Below are 22,532 nucleotides of genomic sequence, written 5' to 3'. Positions count from 1 at the left end.
CCGGGCAGAGACCGGAGCGGGCCGACAGGACCCGCTCCGGTCTTTGCGTTCGAGAGCACCGGCCCGCGAGCCGAGCCTCACTTCGTCAGCAGGCGGTTGAAGAACGACCGGTACTGGCGCAAGGCCATCCGGAGGCTCTCCGTATCGACCTCGCCGCCCTGGTTCCACTGGCCTTCCAGACCCTTCTTGTGGTCGGCGAAGGTCTCGGCCAGGGTCCGCATGACGTCGGCCACCAAGCCGTCGGCCGCGTGGACGGCCTCCCGTGGATCGTCCACGAACTGGTTCTGGATCTGTTGCCAGCGGGTACGGAAGGACTCCACGTCATCCGCCGACAGCAGTTCCGGGACCTCCTCCGTGTCCTGGCCGGCGTCCTGGTCGCCCTCCGTCCGCTGAGCGCCGCCCGCGGTGTCCTCACCCGGGGGCTCCTCCAGGGACTCCTGCGGCGTCTCCTCCGTCTCCGTCGCTCCTGCTTCCGTCGCCGTCGCCTCTCCCGGGTACATGGGCGTCGCCGGTCCTTCTCCGCCGCCCGTCTCCTGTGCTCCGAAGCCGGCGATGTCCTCGGTGGTCAGACCGCTGTCGTCGGGTGGGCGGTCCGGTATGTCGTTGTGCTGCATGACGTCTCCTCGTACGCCTGCCGTACGCTCCCGCGGACGGATCAGGCCCTGGCCGGGCCGGACCGGCGGCCGTCGGAGAGCAGTTCGTCGAAGAGGGCCCGGTAGTGCACCATGGCCCCGCGCAGCTGCTCGGTGGTCGCCTGCCGGCGTGTGCTGAGCGAGTTGATCTCGTGAGCCGCCCGGTAGTGCTCCAACGTTCGGCCGTGCTCGACGGAGAGGTCCCGCACCTGCTGGTCGAAGTCCTCGGTGGGATAACCGCGTGCCTGCATGAGGGCGGTCACGAGCCGGTCGGCGTCGTGCACCGCGTCCTCGGGACGGTCGACGAACTCCTCCTGGACGCCGTTCCACTCCCGGGCGTACCTGTCTCGTTCGGTGTCCTCCAACGGCCGCAGCTCGAGAGAATCGTGGCGCTTCTCGCGTTCGGCGAGATCGCGCTCGGCGGCCCTGCGGCTTCCGGCGTCCTCGACGGTCCGCTCGTACTCCGGCCCGAAGCGCTCCCGGAGGCGGCGTCGCCGCCGTACGACCACCATGGCCAAGACGATCAGGGCGATCACCACCACAACCGGGATGATGATGGCCAGTAGCGTCCCTGTTGACATCGGGGCGGCCCCCTCGGTCGGTTTCGGGTACGTCTGTCTGCGGCGCTGCTGCCCGTTCGGAACAGGACGAAACGGACGTGTGTTCGCGGGCCTCGACGCCACGAACGTCGCCCGCCCGGACCGGCGCCGGCTCAGGGGGAGCTGCGGCGCTGTTCGGTGCTTTTCCGGCTCAGGCGTTCCGTCTGCCGGGTGAGGTCCTCGATGCGGGCGGCCAGTTCCGGGTGCCGCCCCCGCAGGTGGGCGGTGGTGGCGGTGAGGGGACGGACGAGGTGGGCGGCGTCGTCCTCGGCCAGGGCTCGGTTGAGGTCGTCGATCGGGATACCGGCTTCGACGGGGAGGTCGGGCAGGGCTGTGATCTGGCCCGCGAGCCGGCGCAGGTCGGCGGCGTTGTGGCGGGCCCACGCCGCGACGGTGCGGTGTGCCGCGCGGCGGTCCCGGGTGGCCTGGACGCGTTGTTCGCCCGTGGTGCCCGCGGCCCCGGGGCGGAGCCGCAGGTAGCGGCGCTCGGCTGCCTGGCGGCTCGCGACGCCGAGCGGTTCGGCGAGGTCGGCCCAGCTGGCGCCGGCCGCGCGCGCTGTCTCGATGAGGCCGGACTCCCAGCCGGCGAGCTGATCGCGCACATGGCGCAGCAGCAGAAGCGCGGCGAGGGCCTGCTCGGGCAGGGCGCCGTCCGACTCCCGTCCGCCACCGCCGCCCTCGCCGTCGGAGCCGGCGCGGGCGCCGCGTACCGCTTCGTCGATCGTGCGGAGCGCCGCCATGGCGGCGATGAAGGAGGTCGGGCCGCTCGGCTGTCCTGGCTCTTCGACGGGGGTCACCTTCGCCTCCTCGCGTCACCCGTTCAATGACATGTCCTCTTGTCATCGTTTGGACGACATGTTACAAGAATGAGTAGGTGAAGCGCAGCGCCCGGGCGGCTCCGCCCGGGCGCCGGACTTGATCGCCGGAGGTGTTCCGAGATGCTGATGCGCACCGATCCGTTCCGCGAACTCGACCGACTCACCCAGCAGCTCCTCGGCACGACGGGGACCTGGTCGAGGCCGTCCGCGATGCCGATGGACGCCTACCGCGACGGAGATGTGTACGTGATCGCCCTGGACCTGCCCGGGGTCTCGGCGGACGCGATCAACATCGACGTCGAGCGCACCATGCTCACCGTGAAGGCGGAGCGGCGGCCGTCCGCGAAGGGCGACGACGTCCAGGTGGAGCTGTCCGAGCGGCCGCTGGGGGTCTTCTCCCGGCAGGTGATGCTGGCCGACACCCTCGACACCGAGCACATCGAGGCGGAATACGACGCAGGAGTTCTGACCCTGCGCATCCCGATCGCCGAGCGTGCCAAGCCGCGCAGGGTGAGCGTCGGCGCCGGAAGCGAACGCAAGCAGATCAGCGACTGAGTCGAACCGTCACGGAGCAGTGGAGGGCGGGGCGCGCCGGCCCCTGCTCACCCCGCCCTCCCGCTCCCCCTCCCCCCGACCACCGCCGTGCCAGCAAGGGACTTTCCGATGGGCATGCAATGGGACGTATTCCTCAAGGCCGTCCAGGAGCGCGGCGACTACGCCTCGGAACACGAGGCGGAGCGCGCCGCTCGCACGGTCCTCGCCCTGCTGGGCGCGCACCTCGTCGGTGCGGACCGCGCCGAACTGGCCGCCCGGCTCCCCGAGACCTTCGCTCTGATCCTCCTCAACCCGTTGCAGGCCACCGAACCGCTCGACCCGGAGCGATTCGTGCGGGCGACCGCCGCGTGGATCGACGGAGCGACGGAGGAGACCGCGAAGTGGGACGTCAGCGCCGTCCTCAGCGTGGTCGCGGACTGCGCGGGAGACGACCTCCTGCGTCGGGTCCTTCTCCAGTTGCCCGCCGGGTACGACCTGCTCTTCGGCCGCCCGCAGCAGTACACCTGATCACTCCTCCGAGTCGTCCCGGGCCAGGCTGAGGGCCAGCTCCTGCAGGATCAGTTCGGTGCGCGGCCCGGATCCGGTCTCGTCGTAGGCGTCGGCGACCGCCTCGAAGGCGACGATGAAGCCATTGACGAGCGCGCTCAGCGGATCGGAGAGCTGGCTCAGCACCGCCATGCCGACCTCTTCGGGGCCGGCCCCGACGGGCACCATGAACTGGCCCGGGATCACCTCACCGAGCAGGGTGGAGACGAGACTCTCCTCCACCCCTCCGCGCAGTCCCGTGAGCGCGGCAATGGCCTTGAGCTTGATCTCGTTCTCGGTCACACGACGAGCCTATGAGTACGCCGGGCCTCGGCCGCGCATTCCGGCCGCCGATCGGCGGTGTCAGTACGACGCGGAGCCGGCTGCGTCCTCGGACGCGCGACACCGGGCGCCCGTACGGCCGTACTTCTGTTTCGCCGGTCGTGGGGAGGGGCAGCCGCAGGAGGCAAGAGTCCCCGAGGGCGGAATCGAGAGGGGCACAAGCGGTGGATGAGGCCGGGCCCCTGGTCATCTTCGCGAACTTCGTCTCCGACCTGGCGGTAGATCTGGAGGAGAGCGGGGCACTGGCGGAGTGGGCGGAGCAGGCGCCGCGCAAGGCGTGGCTGCTGCGGCCCGGCGACGTGCTCGTGACGCCCGTACCGCTCAGCGAGGAGTTCCTGCGGTACGCGTGCGGCCTGACGCGGGTGCCGACCGACGAGGTGACGGTCGTGGAAGTGCCGCCGGTCGCTGCCGACGGGCCGGCTTCCACGGGCGCCGTACCGATGGGGCAGGCGCTGCGCGCGGCGGGCCTCGCCGAGCGGCTGCGGACCCTGGCCGGCGAGCGCGGCAGCGCACTGCTGCCCACCGCGCTCGACGCGTCCGCGGTCTCCTTCGCCCGGGACCTCGGCATCACCGTCCGTCCCTTCCCCACGGTCGATGCCGCGGCGGCCGCCCTGGAGGTCACCCGACGGCTCAACACCAAGGCCGGCTTCCGCGAGGTGGCCGCCGAGCTGGGCATGCGGCTGCCCGTCGGCCGGGTGTGCCGACGCGGTGAGGTCCACGAGACGGTGCGTGAGCTTCTGGAGACGTACGAGCGGGTCGTCGTGAAGCCCGACCGGTCGGCGGGCGGCCACGGGCTGCGCTTCGTCTCACGCAACGACCCCACCTGGACGCAGCAGGGCCTGGAAGCGGTGGGCGGCCCGGACGGTACGTGGGTGGTCGAGCAGTGCGTGGACGTGGCCGCGTCGGTGAGCGTCCAGCTGGAGGTGTCGGCGACGGGGACGCGCCCCCTGTACAGCGGCGTGATGAGGACGGCACGGGGGTCGTTCACCGGTTATGTCTCTCCGCTTCCGCCCGCCTCACCGCCGGTGTCCGAGGAGCTGGACCGGTGGGGGGTCGCGCTGGGGAACCATCTGGCACGGCACGGCTACGCCGGTCCGCTCGGGGTGGACGCGCTGGTCACCACGGACGGCGCGCTGCTGGCCGGCGAGAGCAACGTCCGGCGCACCGCCACCACCACGGTCCAGGCGATGGTCGACCGGCTCAGCGCCCTGTCGGGCCGGTCGGACCGGGCGTGGTCGGTCGCGAGGCGGCGGGCCCGGCGGCGCTTCGGCTTCGAGGAGGCCCTGCACCGGCTCTCGGCGTACGACCTCGCCTTCGATCCCGCGCGGGGCGAGGGCGTCGTCCTGTACGCGGATGTGCCGCCGGACGGGCATTCCTGGCGTTACGCGGTGATCGGCGAACACGCCGAAGGCGTGGAGGAGCAGGAAGCGCGGCTGGCCGTGGCCCTGGGCTTCCTTCCCCCGTCACCGTGACCTGCCGGCGACCGCCGTGACCGCCCGGCCGCCCCCGTGACCGCCCCGCTCACCGTGACCGCGCGCCCGGTCCCACCTGCCCCGGGTCCGCCTCCCTCGGTTCTCCCCGCCCGGCGTCCGGCCGGCCGGTGTCCGACTGCCGGGCTTCCGGCTGCCGGGCTTCCGGCTGCTCCGCGAGGGCCTGGTAGAACGCGGCGAGCGTGTGCGCGCCCCGCAGGAGCGCCTCGACCTCCACCTTCTCGTCCGGGCCGTGCCAGCGGTCGTCGATGAGGCCGGTACGGAAGAACAGCACGGGTGCGTCGAGGCTCCGGGCGAGCTGCGCGGCCGGTGCGGCGCCGCCGTTCGCCATCCGCCGGGCCGGGCCGCCGAACGCGCGGCTCATGGAGCGCCGCAGGGCCTCCAGCGCCGGGTGACCCGAGGGCGTGGTGTACGGGTCGGAGATGGTCGACGACACCTGCAGATCGTGGCTGAAGCACGGCCTTATGTGGTGGTCGAGCCAGGCGCGGAGCTGGGCGGCCACGTCGTCCGCGCGTTGGTCCGGCACGAGGCGCAGGAGGAGCTCCGCGGACGCGGCGGCCGGGATGAGGCCGCGCACGGGCCCCTGCGGGTCGCCGCCCGCCAGGCTGCTGATCTCGGCGGAGGGCCGGAACCAGACGCGCTCCCGGACGCTGCGGCCGTCCTCCCCCGTGGTGCCGAACGTGCCGGTCTCGGCGGTCCAGGCGGCGGTGTCGAACGGGGGAAGTGCGTCGAGTTCGGCGCGTTCCGCGGGGGACGGCTCACGTACCGCGTCGTAGAACCCCGGCAGGGAGATCCGGCCGTCGTCGTCGTGGAGCCGGCCGAGGATCCTGCAGAGCTCGTTGAGCGCGTTGGGCGCGGCGCCGGAGGCGGCCCCGCTGTGCAGGCCCCGGTGGGCTCCGCGGATCTCCAGGCGGGCGTTGACGGAGCCACGGACAGCGGTGCACACGGCGGCGTCGTCCAGCGACCAGAGCATGGTGTCCGAGACCATCGCCACGTCCGCGGAGAGTTCTTCGGCGTGTTCGGCGAGCAGGTCCCCCAGGTGGACGGAACCGATCTCCTCCTCGCCCTCGATGAGCAGCTTGAGGGTCACCGCGGGGGCCGTGCCGGGGTGTGGGCCCGAGCCGGAGCCCCAGCCCGAGCCGGGGTCGGAGTCGGAGTCGGCGCCGACTCCGACCCCGGCTCCGGCGCCGGAGCTCGTGCGGGCGGCCAGGTGGGCGCGCAGGGCCCACAGGTGACAGAGGATCTGACCCTTGGCGTCGGACGCGCCCCGACCGTACAACCGGCCCTCGCGCAGGGCCGGTGTGAAGGGGGCCGTCTCCCGCCACTCCTCCTCCTCGGCGGCGTGGACGTCGTGGTGGCTGTAGACGAGCAGGGTGGGGGCGGCCGGGTCCGCAGCGGGTCGACAGCCGTAGACCGCCGGCAAGCCGTCCGTCTCCCACTCCTCGACGATCGGGAAGCCCTCCTGCCGCAGGGCGGCACAGAGCCACCGCGCGGAGCGCGTCACATCGACGGCGTGCGCCGGCTCCGCCGAGACCGAGGGGACGGACACCCAGTCGGCCAGCGCCCGCAGCATGGAGTCCGCCTCGGCGACGACAGCTGTACGCAGCACCCGGTCGGCCGGGTCACTCACCGCCGCCCGCCTCCCGCTCGGTCCGCTTCTCGGGGGCGAACTCCGCGCGGTGGGCCAGCAGCCAGGTGCGGAAGTTCTGGAGCGCGGGATTGAGCGCGCGTACGGCGGCGAGGTCGCGGGCGGCGGTGAACCGGTGCTCGCAGTCCGCGTAGAACTGGAACATGTTGCCCGACTCCTGCGCCCCCGGCATGTCGAGCGCCCGGTAGGCGTCCGGGGCCAGGGGCCGGTACTCGACCGGTTGGCCGAGGACCTCCGTCAGGGTGGCGGCCATGTCCGCGACCTTCAGGTGCTCGCCGGCGATGCTGACCGTGGCGCCGAGGAGGTCGGTGCCCCGTTTCAGGACGCCCAGCGCCGTCCTGCCGACGTCGTCGACGGCGATGCCGGAGAGCCGGCGGTCGCCCATCGGCAGGTTGATGACGAGAACGCCGTCGTCAGCGCGTTGCGGCGGGCACAAGGTGAGCAGGTTCTCCCAGAAGAACGTCGCCCGCAGGTACGTCGTCGGTACGCCGTCGTCCTCGAAGTACCGGTCGGCCTCCGCCTTCGCGTCGAAGTGCGGCACCTTGTAGGAGCCCTGCAGCGTGGGCATGCGGTCGTCGTCCAAGGGGATGCACTCGCGCGTGTCGTCCAAGGTGGACCAGATGGCGTGCTGCACCCCGGCGTGTCCGGCCGCCCGGGCGAGGGCCGCGGCCTGGGCCTTCTCCCGTTCGGCGGAGGTGTGCTCCCAGAAGTTGGTCACCAGGAACGCCGCGTACGCCCCCTCGAAGGCCGGGCCCAGGCTGTCCTCTTCGTCCATGTCGGCCCGGACCACCTCGGCCCCGAGCCGCTCGAGCTCCTTGGCCGCGTCCGAGTCCGGCCTGCGGGTGACGGCCCGCACCGCGAAGTCGCCGTCCCGGTCCGCCAGGATCGCCCGCGCCAGACCGCCGCCCTGGCGTCCGGTCGCACCGAACACGGTCACCGTCCGCTTTCCGGTCATCGTCCGAGCCTCCTCCCAGGCACGTCGTTCGTCGTTCCCTGCGGCGGCGCCTACCCGGATCCGCGCCACACATCCGCCCGACGTGTCCGCCCGACGTGTCCGCGCTCCGGCGCCGGCTCCGGCGCCGGTGCCGGTGGGGGGCGCGTACGTGGCACCGGCCCGCACCCCTGGTGGGCGCGGGCCGGTGTCAGGTCGTCGGTGACGCTACGCGGCGTCGCGCACCGTGCCGATGAGCTCCGGTCCGGGCCGCGGCTCCCACTCCTCGTCGTAGGTGATCAGACGGGCCCGCAGGGACTCCTGCGGCTCGCGCAGCTCGTCGGCGACGGTGGGGACCGACACGTCGAAGGCCGTCTCGCCGGCGGGTATGTACACCGTCAAATAGGCCCGCGGCAGCTGAGACAGCGGCACGGCCTGTTCCGGCACCTCGCCGACGTACTCCTCCAGCCACCGGCGGTCGACGTCCGCGGTGGACAGCTCCGCGCCGCCGACGACGGGCAGGAGTTCGAGCCCTGCCGAGATCTCGGCGTCGGCGGCCTCCGACAGCGTCAGCCGCCAGGTCAGGGGCTTGCCCTCGGTGACGTCGGCCGCGACCGGTGTCACCGTGAGCGTGGGCATGGGGTCGTCGTTCCGGGCGGTCACGCCGCCGTGATGGGAGCCGACGACCGCGCCGCGGACCGCCTTCACGAAGACCTCCTGCGAGAGGTCGTTGCCGAACCGCGTGTTGCCGCGCACCGTCAGCGACACGTCGACGGCGTTCTTGCCGGGCCGTACCGTCACCGTCCGGTGGGTGACCTCGCCCGTGGCGGGGTCGGCGACGAACACGCGGACCTGGCCGCTGCCCTGCCCGGAGACGCGTACGGGGACGCGGTGGGTACGGACCCCCGAGTCGCCCTCCGCCACCGTGAGCCGGCCGATGTCGACGCGCGGCAGCGGAGCCGGGCGCACGACGGGCGTGCCGGGGCGCCAGCCCCAGGCGTCCATCAGCCATGCCTTGCCCGAGCCGGTGCGCGGGGTCAGTTCGAGGGTCTTCACCCGCTTCAGGTCGAGGCCCGCGCGGGCGGCGGCGGACAGGGGGAGGCGGAGCTCGCGCGCCCAGTAGGAGGCGGTCCGCTCGGTGCCGGGGAGCCCGTCGAGCCGTGCCCGGCCCAGGTTCGCGCGCCGGCCCGAGGCGTCGACGAGGGTGACGTCCAGCTGGGTGCCGCTGGTGTTGGGCGGGACGATCACCCGGAGGGCCAGGGCCTCGCTGCCCGCGAGGGAGACCGGACGTGCGGGGCGTACCGTGACCGCCGCGCCCGCCTTCGACCAGTTGAGGGCGATCGCGTCGCGGCCCGGCTCCGGCGCCGTCTCCCAGGAGGCGAAGTGCGGCGACTGACCGCCCCCGTCGGGCGGCAGGCAGGCACGGGCCGCGTCGGGATCGACCTGGGCGCACACCCTGCCACCGGTCACGGCGACCGACGGATCCGCGAGGAAGGCCGGCGTGCGGTGCGCGCCGACGGCGTGGGTGAGCACCCGGGCGGGGTCCGCCGAGGGCGCGCGCCGGCCGGTGCCGTCGAGGAGCGGACGGACACGGTCGTCACCCGCGAGGAACAGCCGCGCCGCCGCGGCGATGTAGGTGGCGCCGGCGGTCTGCTGCTGCGTGGCGGTCAGGCGGGTCTTCGTCCCCGGCGTGCACACCGGGTCCGGCGTGTCGTCGGACCAGAAGTCGTCGTCGGCCGGCGCCTTCGCCTGACCCGGGGTCCATTCGCTGTTGAAGAAGTTGTGGTTGGCGCCGACCATGTACACCGCGCTGTGCAGGGCGGCGCCGCGGCTGACACCGCGGGTGCCGTCGACGTAGATCTGGCCCTGAAGGTCGGACACGTCGCCGTCGCAGCCCGGCAGGAGGGTCGCGGAGGGCACGTCGGGGACGGGGTTCTGCCCGAAGACGGTGGGACCGATCAGGACGTTGCCGCGGATGGTCCAGCGCACCGGACCCCGGTAGCCGTCCTGGTCGGCGGGCGGCCGGGAGAGGCTGTCCAGCGCGGCCCGGTTGACGCCCTCGCCGCCTCGGGAGTGGCCGACGAGCAGGACGCGGGACAGGTCGGCGGGCGCGGTGGCGCGGACGGCGGCCGGTGCCCCGGCCGGTTTCGCGGCCCACTCCGCCCAGTGGGCGAGGTGCCGGCGTACGAGGGACGAGCGGGCCTGGGCGCCGCCGTCCTCCGCCTGGAAGTCCTGCCCGTTTATGCCGTTGGCGGCGATGGAGACGGTGACGTACCCCTGGGAGGCCAGGAGTTTCTGGGCCTGCAGATAGCCCTGGTGGCTGGGGATCGGCTTCGTGCCGTCCGTGCAGGGCCACTCGCCGGTGACCTCGCCTGCGGTGTTGAAGCACGTGGCGTGGCGTCCGTGCAGGAAGAGTGCCAGGGGCCGCTTGCCGGGAGCGCCGATCGGTCCGACGACGGTGGCGCGCATCTCCACGGGGGCGGGGAAGTGGGGCAGACGCACCGGGGGCAGGGTGTATTCGCCGGTGACGGTGCGGTGGCCGCCGCGTACGCCGGGATCGACCGGGTTCGCCGGAAGGGGGGCTTCCGTGTGTCCGGGAGTCCCTGGAGGGGGCGTCTCGCGGGGCGCCGACGGGGAGAGGCGCCCGGCGTCGTCGCGGGCGTCCGAGCCCGCGCCCGCGTCGAGGCGCCGGCCGCCCGCCATGACCCGCAGCTCCGTCCCGGAACCGATGCGCGTGCCGTCGGTCCTGAGCCGGAACGCGTGCCCGTCGCGCGCCGCTTCGGGCCGGCCGAGCAGGGTCTTTCCGGCGTAGAACTCGACTCGGGCGTTGCCCATGGGCACGAGGTCGGGCGAGGTCCAGATCAGTTCCCTTCCGGCGCCCGTGCCGGTGAACTGCCAGCCTTCGGGGAGGTTTCCGTCCTCCCTTCCCCGGGGCGCTTGCGACAGGGGTCCCGGGGACGGCTGCGCGTGCGCCGCTCCCGGCGCCGCCGCGGCCAGCGCGAGTAACGCCACGGCCGCGGTCACCGCGCGTGTGACACGTATCAAAGCGGTCTTCCTCACCATCGAATCTGGTCGGCTCCTCCGGATGCCGTGCTGCCCGGGTTCCGTGGTGCGGGGGTCCCGTGCTGCCGGATTCCGTGGTGCCTCTCTCGCCTCCGGAGGACGGCAACGGCTGGCCGTGGGTTGCCTGGTGAGGTCGACGCGGTGCAAGCGAAGGGCGCCGGTGGCGAGTTGGGCGGTCCCGATCAGGGGCAAACCCTGCGAAATGGTCACGGAGGGCCGTCCATCGCGACGACGATTTCCGTCACGGGGGTAGGCCCGCGCCCCACCCTTGTTATACGTTCCGTCTAACAGCTTGCTAGACGTCGTGTCTAACAAGCGAGGGTGGCGTGCGGCGGCCCACCTCATCGCGCGGGCACGGGATGAGGCGGCGGGCGGCCGGCGTCGGGTCGGTCACTCGATTCAAGGAGCCGCAGCATGGCAAGCAGCACCGTTCGCCCGGAGACCCAGGACCGGCGCGCAGAGCAGGACGTCGCCCGGCGGCTGCTCGACTCGGCCGCGAAGCTGTCGTACGACCCGGCCACCGAGGTGGACTGGGACACCCCGCTGGACAAGGAGTTCCACGGCGCGAGCCCGGAGTGGAGCACCCTCTACGGCACCGCGTACTGGGCCGAGTTGAGCGAGGCGCAGCGCAAGGAGCTGACCCGGCAGGAGGCCGCCTCGGTGGCCAGTACCGGCATCTGGTTCGAGATGATCCTGCAGCAGATGGTGCTGCGCGACATGTACGCCAAGGACCCGACCTCCCCGCAGTTCCAGTGGGCGCTGACGGAGATCGCCGACGAGTGCCGGCACTCCATCATGTTCGCGCGCGGCGCCGCGAAGCTCGGCGCTCCGGCCTACCGGCCGCAGCGGATGGTGGTCGAACTCGGCCGTGCCTTCAAGACGCTCGCCTTCGGCGAGGCCGCCTACGCCGCGATCCTGGTCGCCGAGGAGGTCCTCGACGTCATGCAGCGCGACTGGATGCGCGACGAGCGGGTCGCCCCCTTCGTCCGCACCATCAACAACATCCATGTCGTCGAGGAATCACGGCACATGAAGTTCGCGCGCGACGAGACGCGCAAGCGGCTCCGTCACGCGGGCCCGCTGCGCCGGCAGCTCAACGCGTTCGTGATCGCGATCGCCTCCTACTACATCGTCACCAGCATGGTGAACCGCAAGGTCTACGCGAACGCCGGGCTCGACACCGAGCGCGCCCTCACGGAGGCGCGGTCGAACGAGCACCACAAGGCCCTGATGCGTTCCAGCTGCTCGGGCCTCATGGACTTCCTCGCCTCGGCCCGCTTGCTCACCAAGCCGGCGCTGTTCTTCTACAAGCGCGCGCACCTGATCTGACCCGGGCCGCGACGACGGTCCACCCGTCGAGCGACCCACCGGATTCCGACCCACCGACCGAGCCGGGCTGACGACATGACCTACGCCATCACCCAGACGTGCTGCAGCGACGCCACGTGCGTCGCCGTGTGCCCCGTCAACTGCATCCACCCGACCCCGCAGGAGCGGGCGTTCGGCAGCACGGAGATGCTCCACATCGACCCGGAGACGTGCATCGACTGCGGGGCCTGCGCGGACGCCTGCCCCGTCGACGCGATCTTCCCGGTGGACAGCCTCTCCGCACCGCAGCAGCAGTACGCCGCGATCAACGCGGCCTACTTCGCCGGCAAGGAACCCGAACCGGTCGGCGCCGGGCCGAACTTCCACGCCTGGGGCGAGCCCGTCTTCGAACGCGGGCTGCCGTCCGACTTCACGCCGATCCGGGTCGCGGTCGTCGGCACCGGACCGGCCGGGATGTACGCCGCCGAGGACCTGCTGCTGCACACCAACGCCGAGGTGACACTGGTCGACCGGCTGCCCCTGGCGGGCGGCCTGATCCGGTACGGCGTGGCCCCGGACCATCCCGCCACCAAGAAGGTGGGCGACACCTTCGCCCGGTTCCACAGCCATCCCCGGGTACGGATGCACCTGGGCGTCGAGATCGGCAAGGACATCACCGCCGAGGAGCTCGCCGCGCACCACGACGCGGTGGTGTACGCCGTGGGCGCGTCGGCCGACCGCCGGCTCGGCATCCCGGGCGAGGACCTGCCGGGCAGCATCTCGGCGACCACGTTCGTGTCCTGGTACAACGCCCATCCCGAGGTCGCCCCGGAGGCGGTCGCCCTGACCGCCGAGCGGGTCGTGGTCGTCGGCAACGGCAACGTCGCCCTCGACGTCGCCCGCATCCTCGTCACGGACCCGGCGGCCCTGGCCGGCACCGACATCGCCGATCACGCGCTCGCCGCCCTGCGGGACGCCTCGGTGCGCGAGGTGGTCCTGCTCGGACGCCGTGGCCCCGAGTACGCCGCGTACACCGCCTCCGAACTGCTCGCCCTCAAGCACCTGCCCGGAGTGGACCTCGTCGTCGACGACCACGATCCGCGGACCGGCGCGACGATCGACGGCGCTGAGGCGAACGAGAAGGCCGCGCTGCTGCGGGGCGTGCCGCGCGAGGCGGCGGACTGGTCGGCGACACCGGCCTCGGACCGCCGCCGCATCGTCCTGCGCTTCCACTCGGCGCCGGTGGCGGTGCTCGGCGAGGACACCGTCATGGGCGCGCGGGTCACGGAGGGGGCGGGAGAGCGGACGATACCGGCGGGCATGCTGCTGCGGGCCGTCGGTTACCGCGGCATGCCCGTGGCGGGGCTGCCCTTCGACGAGGCGACCGGCACCGTGCCGCACGCCGGCGGTCGGGTGTCGGGGATGCCGGGGACGTACGTCGTCGGCTGGATCAAGCGGGGCCCCTCGGGCGGTATCGGGGCCAACCGCACCTGCGCCGCCGAAACCGTCGGCACCCTCCTGGCCGACGCCGTCGCCGGCGCCCTGCCCGCACCGTCGCGCACACCGAGGGCGTTCCACCGCCTGGCCCGGCGTCGCGCACGCCGACCCGGGAGGGGCTGAGCGCGGCGGGCGGCGGCGCGGCTTCCGGCACGCTGCAGGACCGGGCCGCCACCTCGCGCGGGCGGCCGGGCCGGTCCGCCACCTCGCGCGGGCGCAGGACCGGGCCGGACGGCTCAGTCGACGACCTTCTGCCACGCCGTCGTGCCGAGCAGCCCGGTCTCCCCGACGTCCAGGCCGCCCTCCGGCACGACGGTCTGCCGCTCCGTCCCGGCGGCCGGAGCGATCTCCACGTAGACGCCGCTCCCCCGCCCGGTCGCCGGGTCGACGGTCGAGTAGCGCCAGACGAAGACGCTGCGCGCCGACTCTCCGGGCCGGAGTGTCACCGGGTGCGGTCCGGGGTCGTCGAGCCGGGTGATCGGTTCCGGTCCTCTGAGTACGGTGACGTCCATGGGTTCGTGCCGCGCGTCCCGTACCCGCACATCCGGATAGCCGTTCAACTGCCGGGTGATGTCAGTGCAGTTGGTGAGCGTCACGGGCATGGCCCGCAGCCCCATGGCGGCGTTCACCGCGCCCGTCGACACCTTCACCCCGGTGGCCGGGCAGCCCGTCGCCGCCACGGAGGGGGTCGGTCCGTCCTCTCCCGGCCGAGGGGTCCTCGCCTCGGCCGGCGCACCGGTGCGCGGCGGATTCGGAGTGGCGGCCGCTCCGGTGCGCTCGGGATCGACCTCACGGTCGAGTTCGGCCGCGAGGCCGCATCCGGCGGTGAGGACGGCCACCACCGCCACGACGAGGGCGTGCCGCACGGGAAGAACGGTCATGCGCCGATCATCACACGCGGGCGGGCAGGTCCGTCTTGGGGCGCCCGGCGGGGACCACGGGTCACTCGAACCGCGTGGTGTCGCCCGCTCCCCGGCGGACGATGTCGAGTTCGCCGCCCGAGAAGTCGATGACCGTCGTCGGCTCCGTGCCGCAGTCGCCGGAGTCCACCACGATGTCGACCACGTGGTCGAGCCGTTCCTTGATCTCCCAGCCCTGGGTCATCGGCTCCTCCTCGTCGGGCAGGAGCAGGGTGCTGGAGAGCAGCGGTTCGCCGAGTTCGGCGAGCAGGGCCTGCGCGACGGCGTGGTCGGGGATGCGGACTCCGACCGTCTTCTTCTTCGGGTGCAGCAACTGGCGCGGCACCTCCTTCGTCGCGGGCAGGATGAAGGTGTACCTGCCGGGCGTCGCCGCCTTGATCGCGCGGAACACGTCGTTGTCGACGTGCACGAACTGCCCGAGCTGCGCGAAGTTCTGGCACACCAGGGTGAAATGGTGACGGTCGTCGAGGTTCCGGATGGACCGGATACGGCCGATGCCGTCACGGCTGCCCAGTCGGCATCCCAGGGCGTAACAGGAATCCGTCGGATACGCGACGAGCTCGCCGGACCTGATGCTGTCGGCCACGCTGCTGATGGTGCGCCGCTGAGGATTCTCGGGGTGCACGTCGAAGTACTTCGCCATACGGGCAGTCTAGGTTCCGGTGGGGGCCGGCCCGGGACGGCGGGCCGGTGCGCGCCGGGGCGAGCCGGGGCGCTTCGATGCGAAGCGGGGCGAGCCGGCTTCGCGTTCAGGCGGCGGTCGGGCGGCTTGTCAGGCGGCGAGGCCCAGTTCCTGGCGCACGACGATCGCGTTGAGCCGGATCGTGAAGGGGGCGACGTCGGCCGTCTGCAGTGCGCCGGCCTTCTCCTTCTCCAGGCCGACGCTCACGTCGATGCAGAAGGCGATGGCGTACATGTGGTCGCCGGTCTCCTCGTCCTGCAGGGCGAAGAACAGATCCCGGTAGTAGCGGGTGCGGTCCGGGCCCTCCTCGTAGTACGACAGTCCCGGCTCGCCCTCCTGTGCGGCCAGGCCGGTGAACGCGCGGACGAGTTCCTGCTCGATCGTGTCCCAGAAGGAGGCGTCGGCGAACTCGGCGGGAAGTGCCTGACGGACGGCCTCCTTCAGGGAGAGCACCATCACGATGACCGGAGCGTTCTCCTGAAGTCCCCAGCCGCGGACCATCTTCACGATCGTGCTGTCCGGGATGGCGGCCGCCGCCTGCCGGATGTTGTCGAAGTCGAAGTTGACGGTCGCCGGAGCGATCGCCTCCTGGAACAAGCGGTCGATGACGCGGGCCTGTTCGAGATGGTCCGGGCCCACCTCGATGACGGTCTTGAAACTGGCGGCCATGTCTCCTCCTGCGGCGTAGCGGTGATCAAGAGGGGTCAGTATGCCGAGCGGGCTCGCGCGTGGCGACGTCGTCCCGCCGTACGGACGGTTCACTCGGTCGTGGCGAGGGGCGGACACGGCCATGGTCTTGTCGATCGGCCGGGCACCCCGCACATTGGCGGGCATGACGATCGTTGTGCTGGTGGGCACGCTGGACACCAAAGGGCTGGAGTACGGCTGGCTGCGTGAGCGGCTGCTGCTGCGGGGAGTCGAGGTCGTGGTGGTCGACACGGGGGTGATCGGTTCCCCCCGCATACCCGCCGACGTGTCCCGCGCGGAGGTGGCGCGGGCGGCGGGGGTGGATCTGGAGCGGCTACGGGCGGAGGGCGACCGGGGCGCGGCCGTGACGACGATGGCCCGGGGCGCCGCCGAGGTCGTGCGGCGCCTGTACGCGGAAGGACGGCTGCACGGGGTGCTCGCCCTCGGTGGCAGCGGCGGTACGTCGATCGCGACCCGGGCGATGCGGGAACTGCCGCTCGGGGTGCCGAAGGTGATGGTCTCCTCGATGGCGGCCGGAGATGTCTCGCCCTACGTCGGCTCCGCGGACATCACGATGATGTACAGCGTGGTCGACATCGCCGGTGTCAACCGGTTGTCGGCCCCGATCCTGGCGAACGCCGTCGACGCGGTCGCCGGAATGGCGAAGGGCTTCGCCGCCGCGCCGCGGGCGGTGCGGCCGGCCGAGCTCGGCGAGGGCGGGAGCGGAGGTCCCGACGCGGGCGAGCGGCCACTGATCGCGGCGAGCATGGCGGGGGTGACGACGTCCGGCGTCGACGCGGCGCGCGAGCGGATGACCGAGCACGGCTACGAGGTGCTGGTGTTCCACGCCAGCGGGACCGGTGGGCGGACCCTGGAGTCGCTGGCGGATCGACGACTCTTCGCCGGCACACTGGATCTGACGCTCTGTGAGCTGGCCGACGAGCTCTTCGGGGGCATCCTGACGGCCGGGCCGGACCGGCTGCTGGCCGCCGGGCGCCGCGGTGTCCCTCAGGTGGTGAGCCCGGGAGCCCTGGACCTGGTGAAGTTCGGCCCGCTCGACACCGTGCCCGCGCGGGTGCGCGACCGTGACGTGCGCGTGCACAACCCGTCCATCTCGGTCGTCCGCACCACGGCGCGGGAGTGCGCCGAACTGGGCGCCCTCCTCGCGGCGAAGCTCCGGGCCGCCACGGGGCCGACGGCGGTGTGCCTGCCGCTGCGGGGGCTGTCCACGCTGGGGGCTCCGGGCGGGCCGTACCACGATCCGGCCGCGGACGAGGCGCTGTTCGCCGCCCTGCGGGACGGGCTGAGAGGGAGCGCCGTCGACATCGTCGAGATCGACACCCACCTCAACGACCCGTCGTTCGGCCGGGCCGCCGCCGATCTGCTCCAGCGACTGATCGCCGACGCGAGCGAATGAGCCAGGCGGGTGCCTGAGCGGGCGGGAGCCGACGTGAGGCCCGTCGCCCCGCGCGTCCCCCGCCCGCTCAGCCGGGCAGGTCGGCCAGGCGTCGTCGGTCGAGCGGAGATGCGCGACGGTCGAGGCGCTCCTCGAGGAGGTGGCGGGCGGCGTCGCTGTGGCCCGCCTCCATCAGGGCGTACAGCAGGGTCTCCTCGACGACCTCGCGCTGCGCGGCGCTGCCCCCCACCTTGCGCAGCGAGGGCAGGAGGGCCCGCAGTCCTTCCACCGCGGTGGTCCACCGCTCCTCCAGTACGGCTTCGAGTGCGCGGCACAGCGGGACGACGACCTCCCGCTGTACGGGATCGGCCCCCGCGGCGTGGGTGCGCAGGCGGCGCAGGGCGGGCAGGTCGCCCGCCGCGGTGAGGGCGACGGCGCTGTGCAGGGCGGTGAAGGCGGTCGCGGGCCGTTCCACCAGATCGCGGGCGACGGCGTCGAGCACCCCGTCGACGGGCATCCGCCCCTCCCAGTTCCGGGACATCCGGGCCCGCCACAGGAGCGAGCCGGAGTCGACGAGCGCCCGTACGCCGTTGACCTGACGGGGAGCGAGCTGGGCGAACCAGCGGCGGCGTACCGCCTCGGAGTCGTCGAGGGCGAGTTCGTGCAGCGCCACGTGCCAGGAGAAGTGCGCCCGGTGCACGGCTCCCCTGCCCTGGCCGCCGATCCAGCCGTCGAGCCAGTCGCGGCCGGAGCGGTGCGCACCGGACTCGTAGTGGACATGGGCGAGGGCGTGCACGGCGTGACCGGAGGCGGGTTCGGCGGCCAGGGCCACCCGGGCGAGGGCGCCCGCCTCGTCGACCCGGCCCTGCTCCTGGCGGACGAAGGCGAGGAGCGAGGTGTGGAACCAGTGGCCGTCGTAGGCGGGCGCGGTGTGTTCCACGAGCCGCAGCGCCAGGGAGCCGTCGAGGTCGCCGACGCCGGAGAAGGCGATGGTGGGGACGGCGATGCCGAGCGCGAAGGCGTCGCCGGGGAATCGGTCGAGGTGGTCGACGAGCGCCCGGTCGCCGTCGTCCGCCGCCGCGGGACCGCCGTCGTGTGCCCGGACGCGGCGGGTGACGACGTCGACGAAGGAGCGCTCCCGTTCGTCGCCGCGCTCCGCGGCGCTGCGCTGGGCGTCGGCGAGTGCGCGGGAGACGTCGACGTCCGCGCCGCACTCGTGTCCGAGCAGGGCGAGCGCGGCATGGCCGAGGGCGAAGCCGGGGTCGAGTTCGACGGAGCGGGCGAAGGCGTCCGCCGCCTTGGCGCGTACGGTCACGACCCGGCCGAGTCCGGTGCGGAAGGCCGCGGCCGCGGCGGCGTGGGTGGAGAGCGGCAGCCCGAACTGGTCGGTGGGCCTGCGGCGGGTGGCCGGGCGGAGGGGGGTGAGCGGAGCGAGGACGGCCTCGGCGATCTCCTTGGCCTGGGCGCGGATCTCGGGGATCGCGGTCGTCTCCCAGAGCTCGCCGCGACGGGGCGCGCCCAGGGTGAAGAGCGGCCTTCCGCTGCTTCCCCGGGCGTCGAGGAGGCGCCCGGCGTCGGTGGCGACGCCGATGCCCAGCGGGCCGGGGACCGCGAGGCCGTCGGCGAGCAGCCCGCGCCACAGCGGGTCGTCGGCGCCGTCCATCCGGAGTCCTGGTCCGGTGCAGTCCACCACCCGGGCCACGGTCAGTTCCCGGCCGTCGGCGAGCCGGACGGCGAGCCGACCGTCCTTCTGCGGCTCGGCGGAGGCGATCCGTCCGGCGTGGATCCGCAGGCGGCGGGCGGCGCGGGCGCGAGCGACGGCTTCCGCGGTGGCCGGTGCCATCCGGTGGCGGTGGACGTTCCACCGGGTGGCGTCGCGGGCGAGGAACTCGGCTCGCTCGTCGTCGGTGAGGCCCTGCCAGAGCGCCGCGATGCCGGGGCGCAGTCCGTCGAGGGCGGGCCGCCAGTCGCCGTGGTCCCGCAGGACGGCGGCCAGATGCCGCCGTAGTTCCGTACGGAGCCGGTGGAGCGGCAGGGCCCCGAGACCGGGCGGCGGGGGTACGGGCGGCAGCGGGGCGACGGCGTGCGGCTGGGGCAGCAGCCCGCCGCGGGACACGGCGTGCACCGTGCGGCCTGGCCGGTCGAGGACGAGAGCGAGGTCGATGGCGGTCAGGCCGGTGCCCACCAGCAGGACGTCGTCCGTGGCGCCCACCGCGTCGAGCGCGCCGGGCGCCCACGGGCGGTCGATGAACCGGTCGGAGCCGCGCAGCTCCGCCGGGGCCCAGCCGGCCGAACCGGCGGCGGGACCGGTGGCCAGGACGACGCTGTCGGCCGTCAGCGTCCCGCCGTCGGCCAGCGCGAGCGCGAAGCGCCCGTCGGCCGTACCGGCGCAGCCGGTCGCCTTCGTCCTCAGCCGGCGCACCGCGACCGTGCCGTGCGCCGTGATGATCGCGCGTCCGAGGGTGTCGGCGAGGTAGGAGCCGAAGCGGTGGCGAGAGGCGAAGTCCGCGGCGGTGACGGTGGATTCACCGTGGCGGCAGAGCCAGCGACGGAAGTGTCCGGGGTCGTCGGGGTAGCAGCTCATCCCGCCGACGGGCACGTTGAGGCGGTGCTCGGGGACTTCGGTGGCGTAGGCCGTGCCCCGGCCCGCCTCCGCGGCCGGGTCGATGAGGACCAGGTCGAGCGGGGTGCGCCGCCGAGCCGCGGCTTCGCACAGCTGGACGGCGACGAGGGCACCGGCCGCGCCCGCGCCGACGACTGCCACGGTCGGTCGCTGACGGGTGGACACCACGGACGCGACGGGAACCACGGAAACCTCCGAGCCGGGCGGGTGTTGCGCGGTGACGTTCCATGAGGTCGAGGACGCCGACGAGCCGGCGAAGCCGATGAAGTTCACTATGTCGATGGACAATGTGGAATGGCAACCCCGGGCGGTCGGCGCCGAAGGCGTCGGATCGCTTTCGCGCCAACCGTGAGACATTGAGGCGGTGAGGATCTCAGCGAGAACGGACTACGCCCTTCGGGCCATGGCGGAGCTGGCCTGTTCGCCCGACCGGCCGCTGAAGGCGGAGGAGATCGCGTCCCGTCAGGACATCCCCGTCCGCTTTCTCTTCGTCGTCCTCAGCGAGTTGCGGCAGGCGCGGCTGGTGCGGAGCGTGCGCGGTCCGGACGGCGGCTACGCCCTCACCAGGCCGGCGGCGGACATCACCCTCGCCGATGTCGTCCGCGCGATGGACGGCCCCCTCGTCAGCGTGCGTGACCTGAAACTGACGGGACTGGAGTACCAGGGCGCCGCCGCCCCCATGCCGGACGTCTGGCGCGCCGTGCGGGCGAGTCTGCGTCAGGTCCTGGAGGGCACGACGCTGGCGGATCTGGCGTCGGGGACGCTGCCCGAGCTGGTACGGGAACGGGCCCGCGAGTACAACGACGACGTACGGACCTATCCGTAGCACCCGGCCCCGGCCTCGTACGGCGTGGGTGAGGCGCGGGGGATGCGCGGTGGGTGATGCGCGGTGGGCCGTCGTGTGGTCGGATCGGCGTCATGGACCTCGCAGAGGAGAGCGACGGGCCGCCGGGGCCTGCTCCCGGCAATCGGCGCCAGGCCGCCCGGCGGACCGTCGCGAGCCGGACCGCCGACCGGGCCGAGCTGGCGGAGTTCCTCGACATGCTCGATCTGCGGCCGGAGGTCGATCACCTCTATCCCGGTACGGAGGCCGAGGAGAAGGACCGCCACGGCCCCCGCCGAGCGGAGTGACCCCGTGGCCGGCCTGCCAGGTCAAGGCCCGGCGGTGGCGGCCGCGGGCCGGCCGGGCCTGGGCCCGTCCGTGGCCCCACCGGCCATGGGTCCACCGCTCATGGGCCCGCCGGCCTCGGTCGCACGGGCCAGTTTGCGGCGGGCCCGCATGAACGACCGCGGCCGGTCGACGGCGAGCACCCCCGTCGTCCGGCCGTCACGCTCGTAGAGGCAGAGGAAACTCCCCTCCTCCGTGGCTCCCTCGACGACGCGGACGGTGTCCCCCTCACGCCGGCGGCCCGCGAACTGGATGCGTGCGCCGTACTGGTCCGACCAGAAGTAGGGCAGGGAGCGGGAGGTGTCCACGGTCCGCCCGGCCAGGAGGTTGCGTACGGCGACGGCGGGTTGCTCGGTCGCGCTGGTCCAGTGCTCCGTGCGCCGGCCGCCGACGCGGGCGACGTCGCCCACCGCCACGACCTGGGGCAGCGCGGTGACACAGCCGTCGTCGCACAGCACCCCGTCACTGAGCAGGAGTGTGGAACCGGCCAGCCATGACGTGTTCGGTACGGCCCCGATGCCGACGACGACCACGTCGGCGGGGAGCACCCGGCCGTCGGTGAGCTCCACCCCGGTGACGGTCGCCCGCCCGTGCAGCCGGGCCACTCCCGTACCGGTGATCAGCTCCGTGCCGCCCCGTCGGTGCAGACCGGCGCAGACGGCGGCCATCTCGGGACCGAGTTGCGGGGCGAGCGGGAGCGGGGCGGCCTCCACCACCGTGACGTCGTGTCCGAGGGAGGCGCACGAGGAGGCGGTCTCCGCGCCGATGAATCCGCCGCCGACGACGACGACCCGGCGCGTGCCCGCGCCGAGGGCGTCCCGCAGAGCGCGGGCGTCGTCGAGCGTGCGCAGCGTGTGGACTCCGGCGAGGCCGGTGTCGCCCGGCAACCGGCGCGCGGAGGCACCGGTGGCGATCACCACCGCGTCCGTGACGAGGGTCCGGCCGTTCTCCAGGAGCAGGGTGCGGCCGCGGACGTCGAGGCCTCGGGCGCGTGTGGCCGGCAGCCACTCGGCCGCGAGCTCCCGCTCCTCCTGTTCGTCGGTGAGGGCGAGCTGGGCCTCCTCCACGCGACCGGAGAGGAAGTCCTTGGACAGCGGCGGCCGGTCGTAGGGGCGGTGAGGCTCCTCGCCGACGATCACCAGCCGCCCGTCGAAACCCTGGGCGCGCAGCTCGCGGGCGGCGTACAGGCCGGCGAGCGAGGCGCCGACGACGGTGACGGTTCTCATGCTGCGGTGCCCTCCTGGGCGGCGGGGCGGACGTGGATGACACCCTCGTCGACGACGACCTGGTGCGTGCGGACGGGTCGGCGGGCGGGCAGGCAGGTCGGCTGCCCGGTGCGGAGGTCGAACGAGGCCGCGTGCAGCGGGCATTCGACCAGGCAGCCTTCGAGCCATCCCTCGGAGAGGGAGGCGTCCTGATGGGTGCAGGTGTCGTCGATGGCGTACAGCTCGCCGTCGGCGTTGAACACCGCGATGGGCGGTGTCGTGTCGATACGGACGGATTCGCCCACGGGAAGGTCTTCAAGGCGGCAGACGGGAATCACGGGCCCCCCTCGGTCCAGGACTCTTCAGCAGGACTCTTCGGTAACATAATGTTGCGTATGGCGCGTGAGGGAGCGCTATGCGCAACAGAATCCGGGCGGGACGCC

The 22,532-nt window shown here is 73.2% G+C and carries 22 protein-coding genes; 9 read left to right on the top strand and 13 right to left on the bottom strand.

Translation table 11 applies throughout. From position 1 onward, the window contains the following. Positions 1 to 77 precede the first annotated feature (77 nt). The 3 genes from J7E93_RS05390 to J7E93_RS05380 all read right to left on the bottom strand — a co-directional run bounded on the left by J7E93_RS05390 (position 78) and on the right by J7E93_RS05380 (position 2,028). Complete coding sequence (locus J7E93_RS05390) at positions 78 to 614, bottom strand: hypothetical protein (RefSeq protein WP_215066078.1); 537 nt, start codon at positions 612 to 614, stop codon at positions 78 to 80. A 41-nt stretch (positions 615 to 655) separates the two neighbouring features. Next, positions 656 to 1,213 carry a hypothetical protein gene (locus J7E93_RS05385; RefSeq protein ID WP_215066077.1) on the bottom strand — a complete coding sequence of 186 codons (558 nt, stop codon included), beginning with the start codon at positions 1,211 to 1,213 and terminating at the stop codon, positions 656 to 658. Positions 1,214 to 1,344: 131 nt separating this feature from the next. Next, positions 1,345 to 2,028, bottom strand: a complete 684-nt coding sequence (locus J7E93_RS05380; RefSeq protein WP_374105357.1) for a hypothetical protein — start codon at positions 2,026 to 2,028, stop codon at positions 1,345 to 1,347. Positions 2,029 to 2,169: 141 nt separating this feature from the next. Between J7E93_RS05380 and J7E93_RS05375 the strand changes: the two genes are divergently transcribed. Together J7E93_RS05375 and J7E93_RS05370 are read left to right on the top strand one after the other, a co-directional pair. Beyond that, entirely contained in the window at positions 2,170 to 2,604 is a 435-nt protein-coding gene (locus J7E93_RS05375) for an Hsp20/alpha crystallin family protein (protein WP_215066076.1), read from the top strand. A 108-nt stretch (positions 2,605 to 2,712) separates the two neighbouring features. After that, positions 2,713 to 3,111, top strand: a complete 399-nt coding sequence (locus tag J7E93_RS05370; RefSeq protein WP_215066075.1) for a DUF2267 domain-containing protein — start codon at positions 2,713 to 2,715, stop codon at positions 3,109 to 3,111. Here J7E93_RS05370 and J7E93_RS05365 read toward each other — a convergent pair whose 3' ends face one another. After that, on the bottom strand, positions 3,112 to 3,432 hold the full coding sequence (locus J7E93_RS05365; RefSeq protein WP_215066074.1) for a hypothetical protein: 321 nt from the start codon (positions 3,430 to 3,432) through the stop codon (positions 3,112 to 3,114). Between the two features lie 203 nt (positions 3,433 to 3,635). On the opposite strand from J7E93_RS05365, the gene J7E93_RS05360 reads away from it, so the two are divergent. Then, positions 3,636 to 4,943: a peptide ligase PGM1-related protein gene (locus tag J7E93_RS05360; RefSeq protein WP_215066073.1), complete on the top strand. Its 1,308-nt coding sequence runs from the start codon at positions 3,636 to 3,638 to the stop codon at positions 4,941 to 4,943. 49 nt (positions 4,944 to 4,992) lie between these two features. Here the strand turns inward: J7E93_RS05360 and J7E93_RS05355 are convergent, their stop codons facing one another. The 3 genes from J7E93_RS05355 to J7E93_RS05345 form a co-directional block, all read right to left on the bottom strand. Next, positions 4,993 to 6,591 carry a M20/M25/M40 family metallo-hydrolase gene (locus tag J7E93_RS05355; protein WP_215066072.1) on the bottom strand — a complete coding sequence of 533 codons (1,599 nt, stop codon included), beginning with the start codon at positions 6,589 to 6,591 and terminating at the stop codon, positions 4,993 to 4,995. After that, positions 6,584 to 7,564 carry an NmrA/HSCARG family protein gene (locus J7E93_RS05350; protein ID WP_215066071.1) on the bottom strand — a complete coding sequence of 327 codons (981 nt, stop codon included), beginning with the start codon at positions 7,562 to 7,564 and terminating at the stop codon, positions 6,584 to 6,586. The genes J7E93_RS05355 and J7E93_RS05350 overlap by 8 nt, the downstream gene beginning before the upstream one ends. 204 nt (positions 7,565 to 7,768) lie before the next feature. Further along, complete coding sequence (locus J7E93_RS05345; RefSeq protein ID WP_374105356.1) at positions 7,769 to 10,585, bottom strand: hypothetical protein; 2,817 nt, start codon at positions 10,583 to 10,585, stop codon at positions 7,769 to 7,771. Positions 10,586 to 11,017: 432 nt separating this feature from the next. Here J7E93_RS05345 and J7E93_RS05340 point away from each other — a divergent pair, with 432 nt between their 5' ends. Beyond that, positions 11,018 to 11,932, top strand: coding sequence for a diiron oxygenase (locus J7E93_RS05340; RefSeq protein WP_215066069.1), 915 nt, complete (start codon positions 11,018 to 11,020; stop codon positions 11,930 to 11,932). A gap of 75 nt (positions 11,933 to 12,007) precedes the next feature. Next, complete coding sequence (locus J7E93_RS05335; protein WP_215066068.1) at positions 12,008 to 13,531, top strand: FAD-dependent oxidoreductase; 1,524 nt, start codon at positions 12,008 to 12,010, stop codon at positions 13,529 to 13,531. A gap of 113 nt (positions 13,532 to 13,644) precedes the next feature. Here J7E93_RS05335 and J7E93_RS05330 read toward each other — a convergent pair whose 3' ends face one another. The 3 genes from J7E93_RS05330 to J7E93_RS05320 all read right to left on the bottom strand — a co-directional run bounded on the left by J7E93_RS05330 (position 13,645) and on the right by J7E93_RS05320 (position 15,679). Further along, positions 13,645 to 14,289 carry a DUF4232 domain-containing protein gene (locus tag J7E93_RS05330; RefSeq protein ID WP_215066067.1) on the bottom strand — a complete coding sequence of 215 codons (645 nt, stop codon included), beginning with the start codon at positions 14,287 to 14,289 and terminating at the stop codon, positions 13,645 to 13,647. A 61-nt stretch (positions 14,290 to 14,350) separates the two neighbouring features. Then, positions 14,351 to 14,971: an L-threonylcarbamoyladenylate synthase gene (locus tag J7E93_RS05325; RefSeq protein ID WP_215066066.1), complete on the bottom strand. Its 621-nt coding sequence runs from the start codon at positions 14,969 to 14,971 to the stop codon at positions 14,351 to 14,353. A 129-nt stretch (positions 14,972 to 15,100) separates the two neighbouring features. Continuing rightward, entirely contained in the window at positions 15,101 to 15,679 is a 579-nt protein-coding gene (locus J7E93_RS05320) for a Type-2Aa cytolytic delta-endotoxin (protein WP_215066065.1), read from the bottom strand. 163 nt (positions 15,680 to 15,842) lie between these two features. On the opposite strand from J7E93_RS05320, the gene J7E93_RS05315 reads away from it, so the two are divergent. After that, positions 15,843 to 17,114 carry a Tm-1-like ATP-binding domain-containing protein gene (locus J7E93_RS05315; RefSeq protein ID WP_215066064.1) on the top strand — a complete coding sequence of 424 codons (1,272 nt, stop codon included), beginning with the start codon at positions 15,843 to 15,845 and terminating at the stop codon, positions 17,112 to 17,114. A gap of 67 nt (positions 17,115 to 17,181) precedes the next feature. Here the strand turns inward: J7E93_RS05315 and J7E93_RS05310 are convergent, their stop codons facing one another. Then, positions 17,182 to 19,857 (bottom strand): FAD/NAD(P)-binding protein, encoded by a 2,676-nt coding sequence (locus J7E93_RS05310; RefSeq protein WP_215066063.1) that lies wholly within the window; start codon positions 19,855 to 19,857, stop codon positions 17,182 to 17,184. Between the two features lie 16 nt (positions 19,858 to 19,873). Here J7E93_RS05310 and J7E93_RS05305 point away from each other — a divergent pair, with 16 nt between their 5' ends. The 3 genes from J7E93_RS05305 (at position 19,874) to J7E93_RS05295 (ending at position 20,847) form a co-directional block, all read left to right on the top strand. Beyond that, a complete protein-coding gene (locus tag J7E93_RS05305) occupies positions 19,874 to 20,068 on the top strand; it encodes a hypothetical protein (protein WP_215066062.1) in 195 nt (64 codons plus the stop codon). A gap of 12 nt (positions 20,069 to 20,080) precedes the next feature. Further along, positions 20,081 to 20,542 (top strand): Rrf2 family transcriptional regulator, encoded by a 462-nt coding sequence (locus tag J7E93_RS05300; protein ID WP_215066061.1) that lies wholly within the window; start codon positions 20,081 to 20,083, stop codon positions 20,540 to 20,542. A 92-nt stretch (positions 20,543 to 20,634) separates the two neighbouring features. After that, positions 20,635 to 20,847 (top strand): hypothetical protein, encoded by a 213-nt coding sequence (locus J7E93_RS05295; RefSeq protein WP_215066060.1) that lies wholly within the window; start codon positions 20,635 to 20,637, stop codon positions 20,845 to 20,847. A 21-nt stretch (positions 20,848 to 20,868) separates the two neighbouring features. Here the strand turns inward: J7E93_RS05295 and J7E93_RS05290 are convergent, their stop codons facing one another. Together J7E93_RS05290 and J7E93_RS05285 are read right to left on the bottom strand one after the other, a co-directional pair. Beyond that, positions 20,869 to 22,110 carry an NAD(P)/FAD-dependent oxidoreductase gene (locus J7E93_RS05290; protein ID WP_215066059.1) on the bottom strand — a complete coding sequence of 414 codons (1,242 nt, stop codon included), beginning with the start codon at positions 22,108 to 22,110 and terminating at the stop codon, positions 20,869 to 20,871. Beyond that, a complete protein-coding gene (locus J7E93_RS05285; protein ID WP_215066058.1) occupies positions 22,107 to 22,427 on the bottom strand; it encodes a bifunctional 3-phenylpropionate/cinnamic acid dioxygenase ferredoxin subunit in 321 nt (106 codons plus the stop codon). Before J7E93_RS05285 ends, J7E93_RS05290 begins: the two co-directional genes overlap by 4 nt. Between the last annotated feature and the right edge of the window lie 105 nt (positions 22,428 to 22,532).

The organism is Streptomyces sp. ISL-36, from assembly GCF_018614205.1.
Lineage (GTDB): Bacteria > Actinomycetota > Actinomycetes > Streptomycetales > Streptomycetaceae > Streptomyces.
Note: the sequence above shows the minus strand (reverse complement) of the source record. Positions and strands in the feature narration are given on the sequence as shown.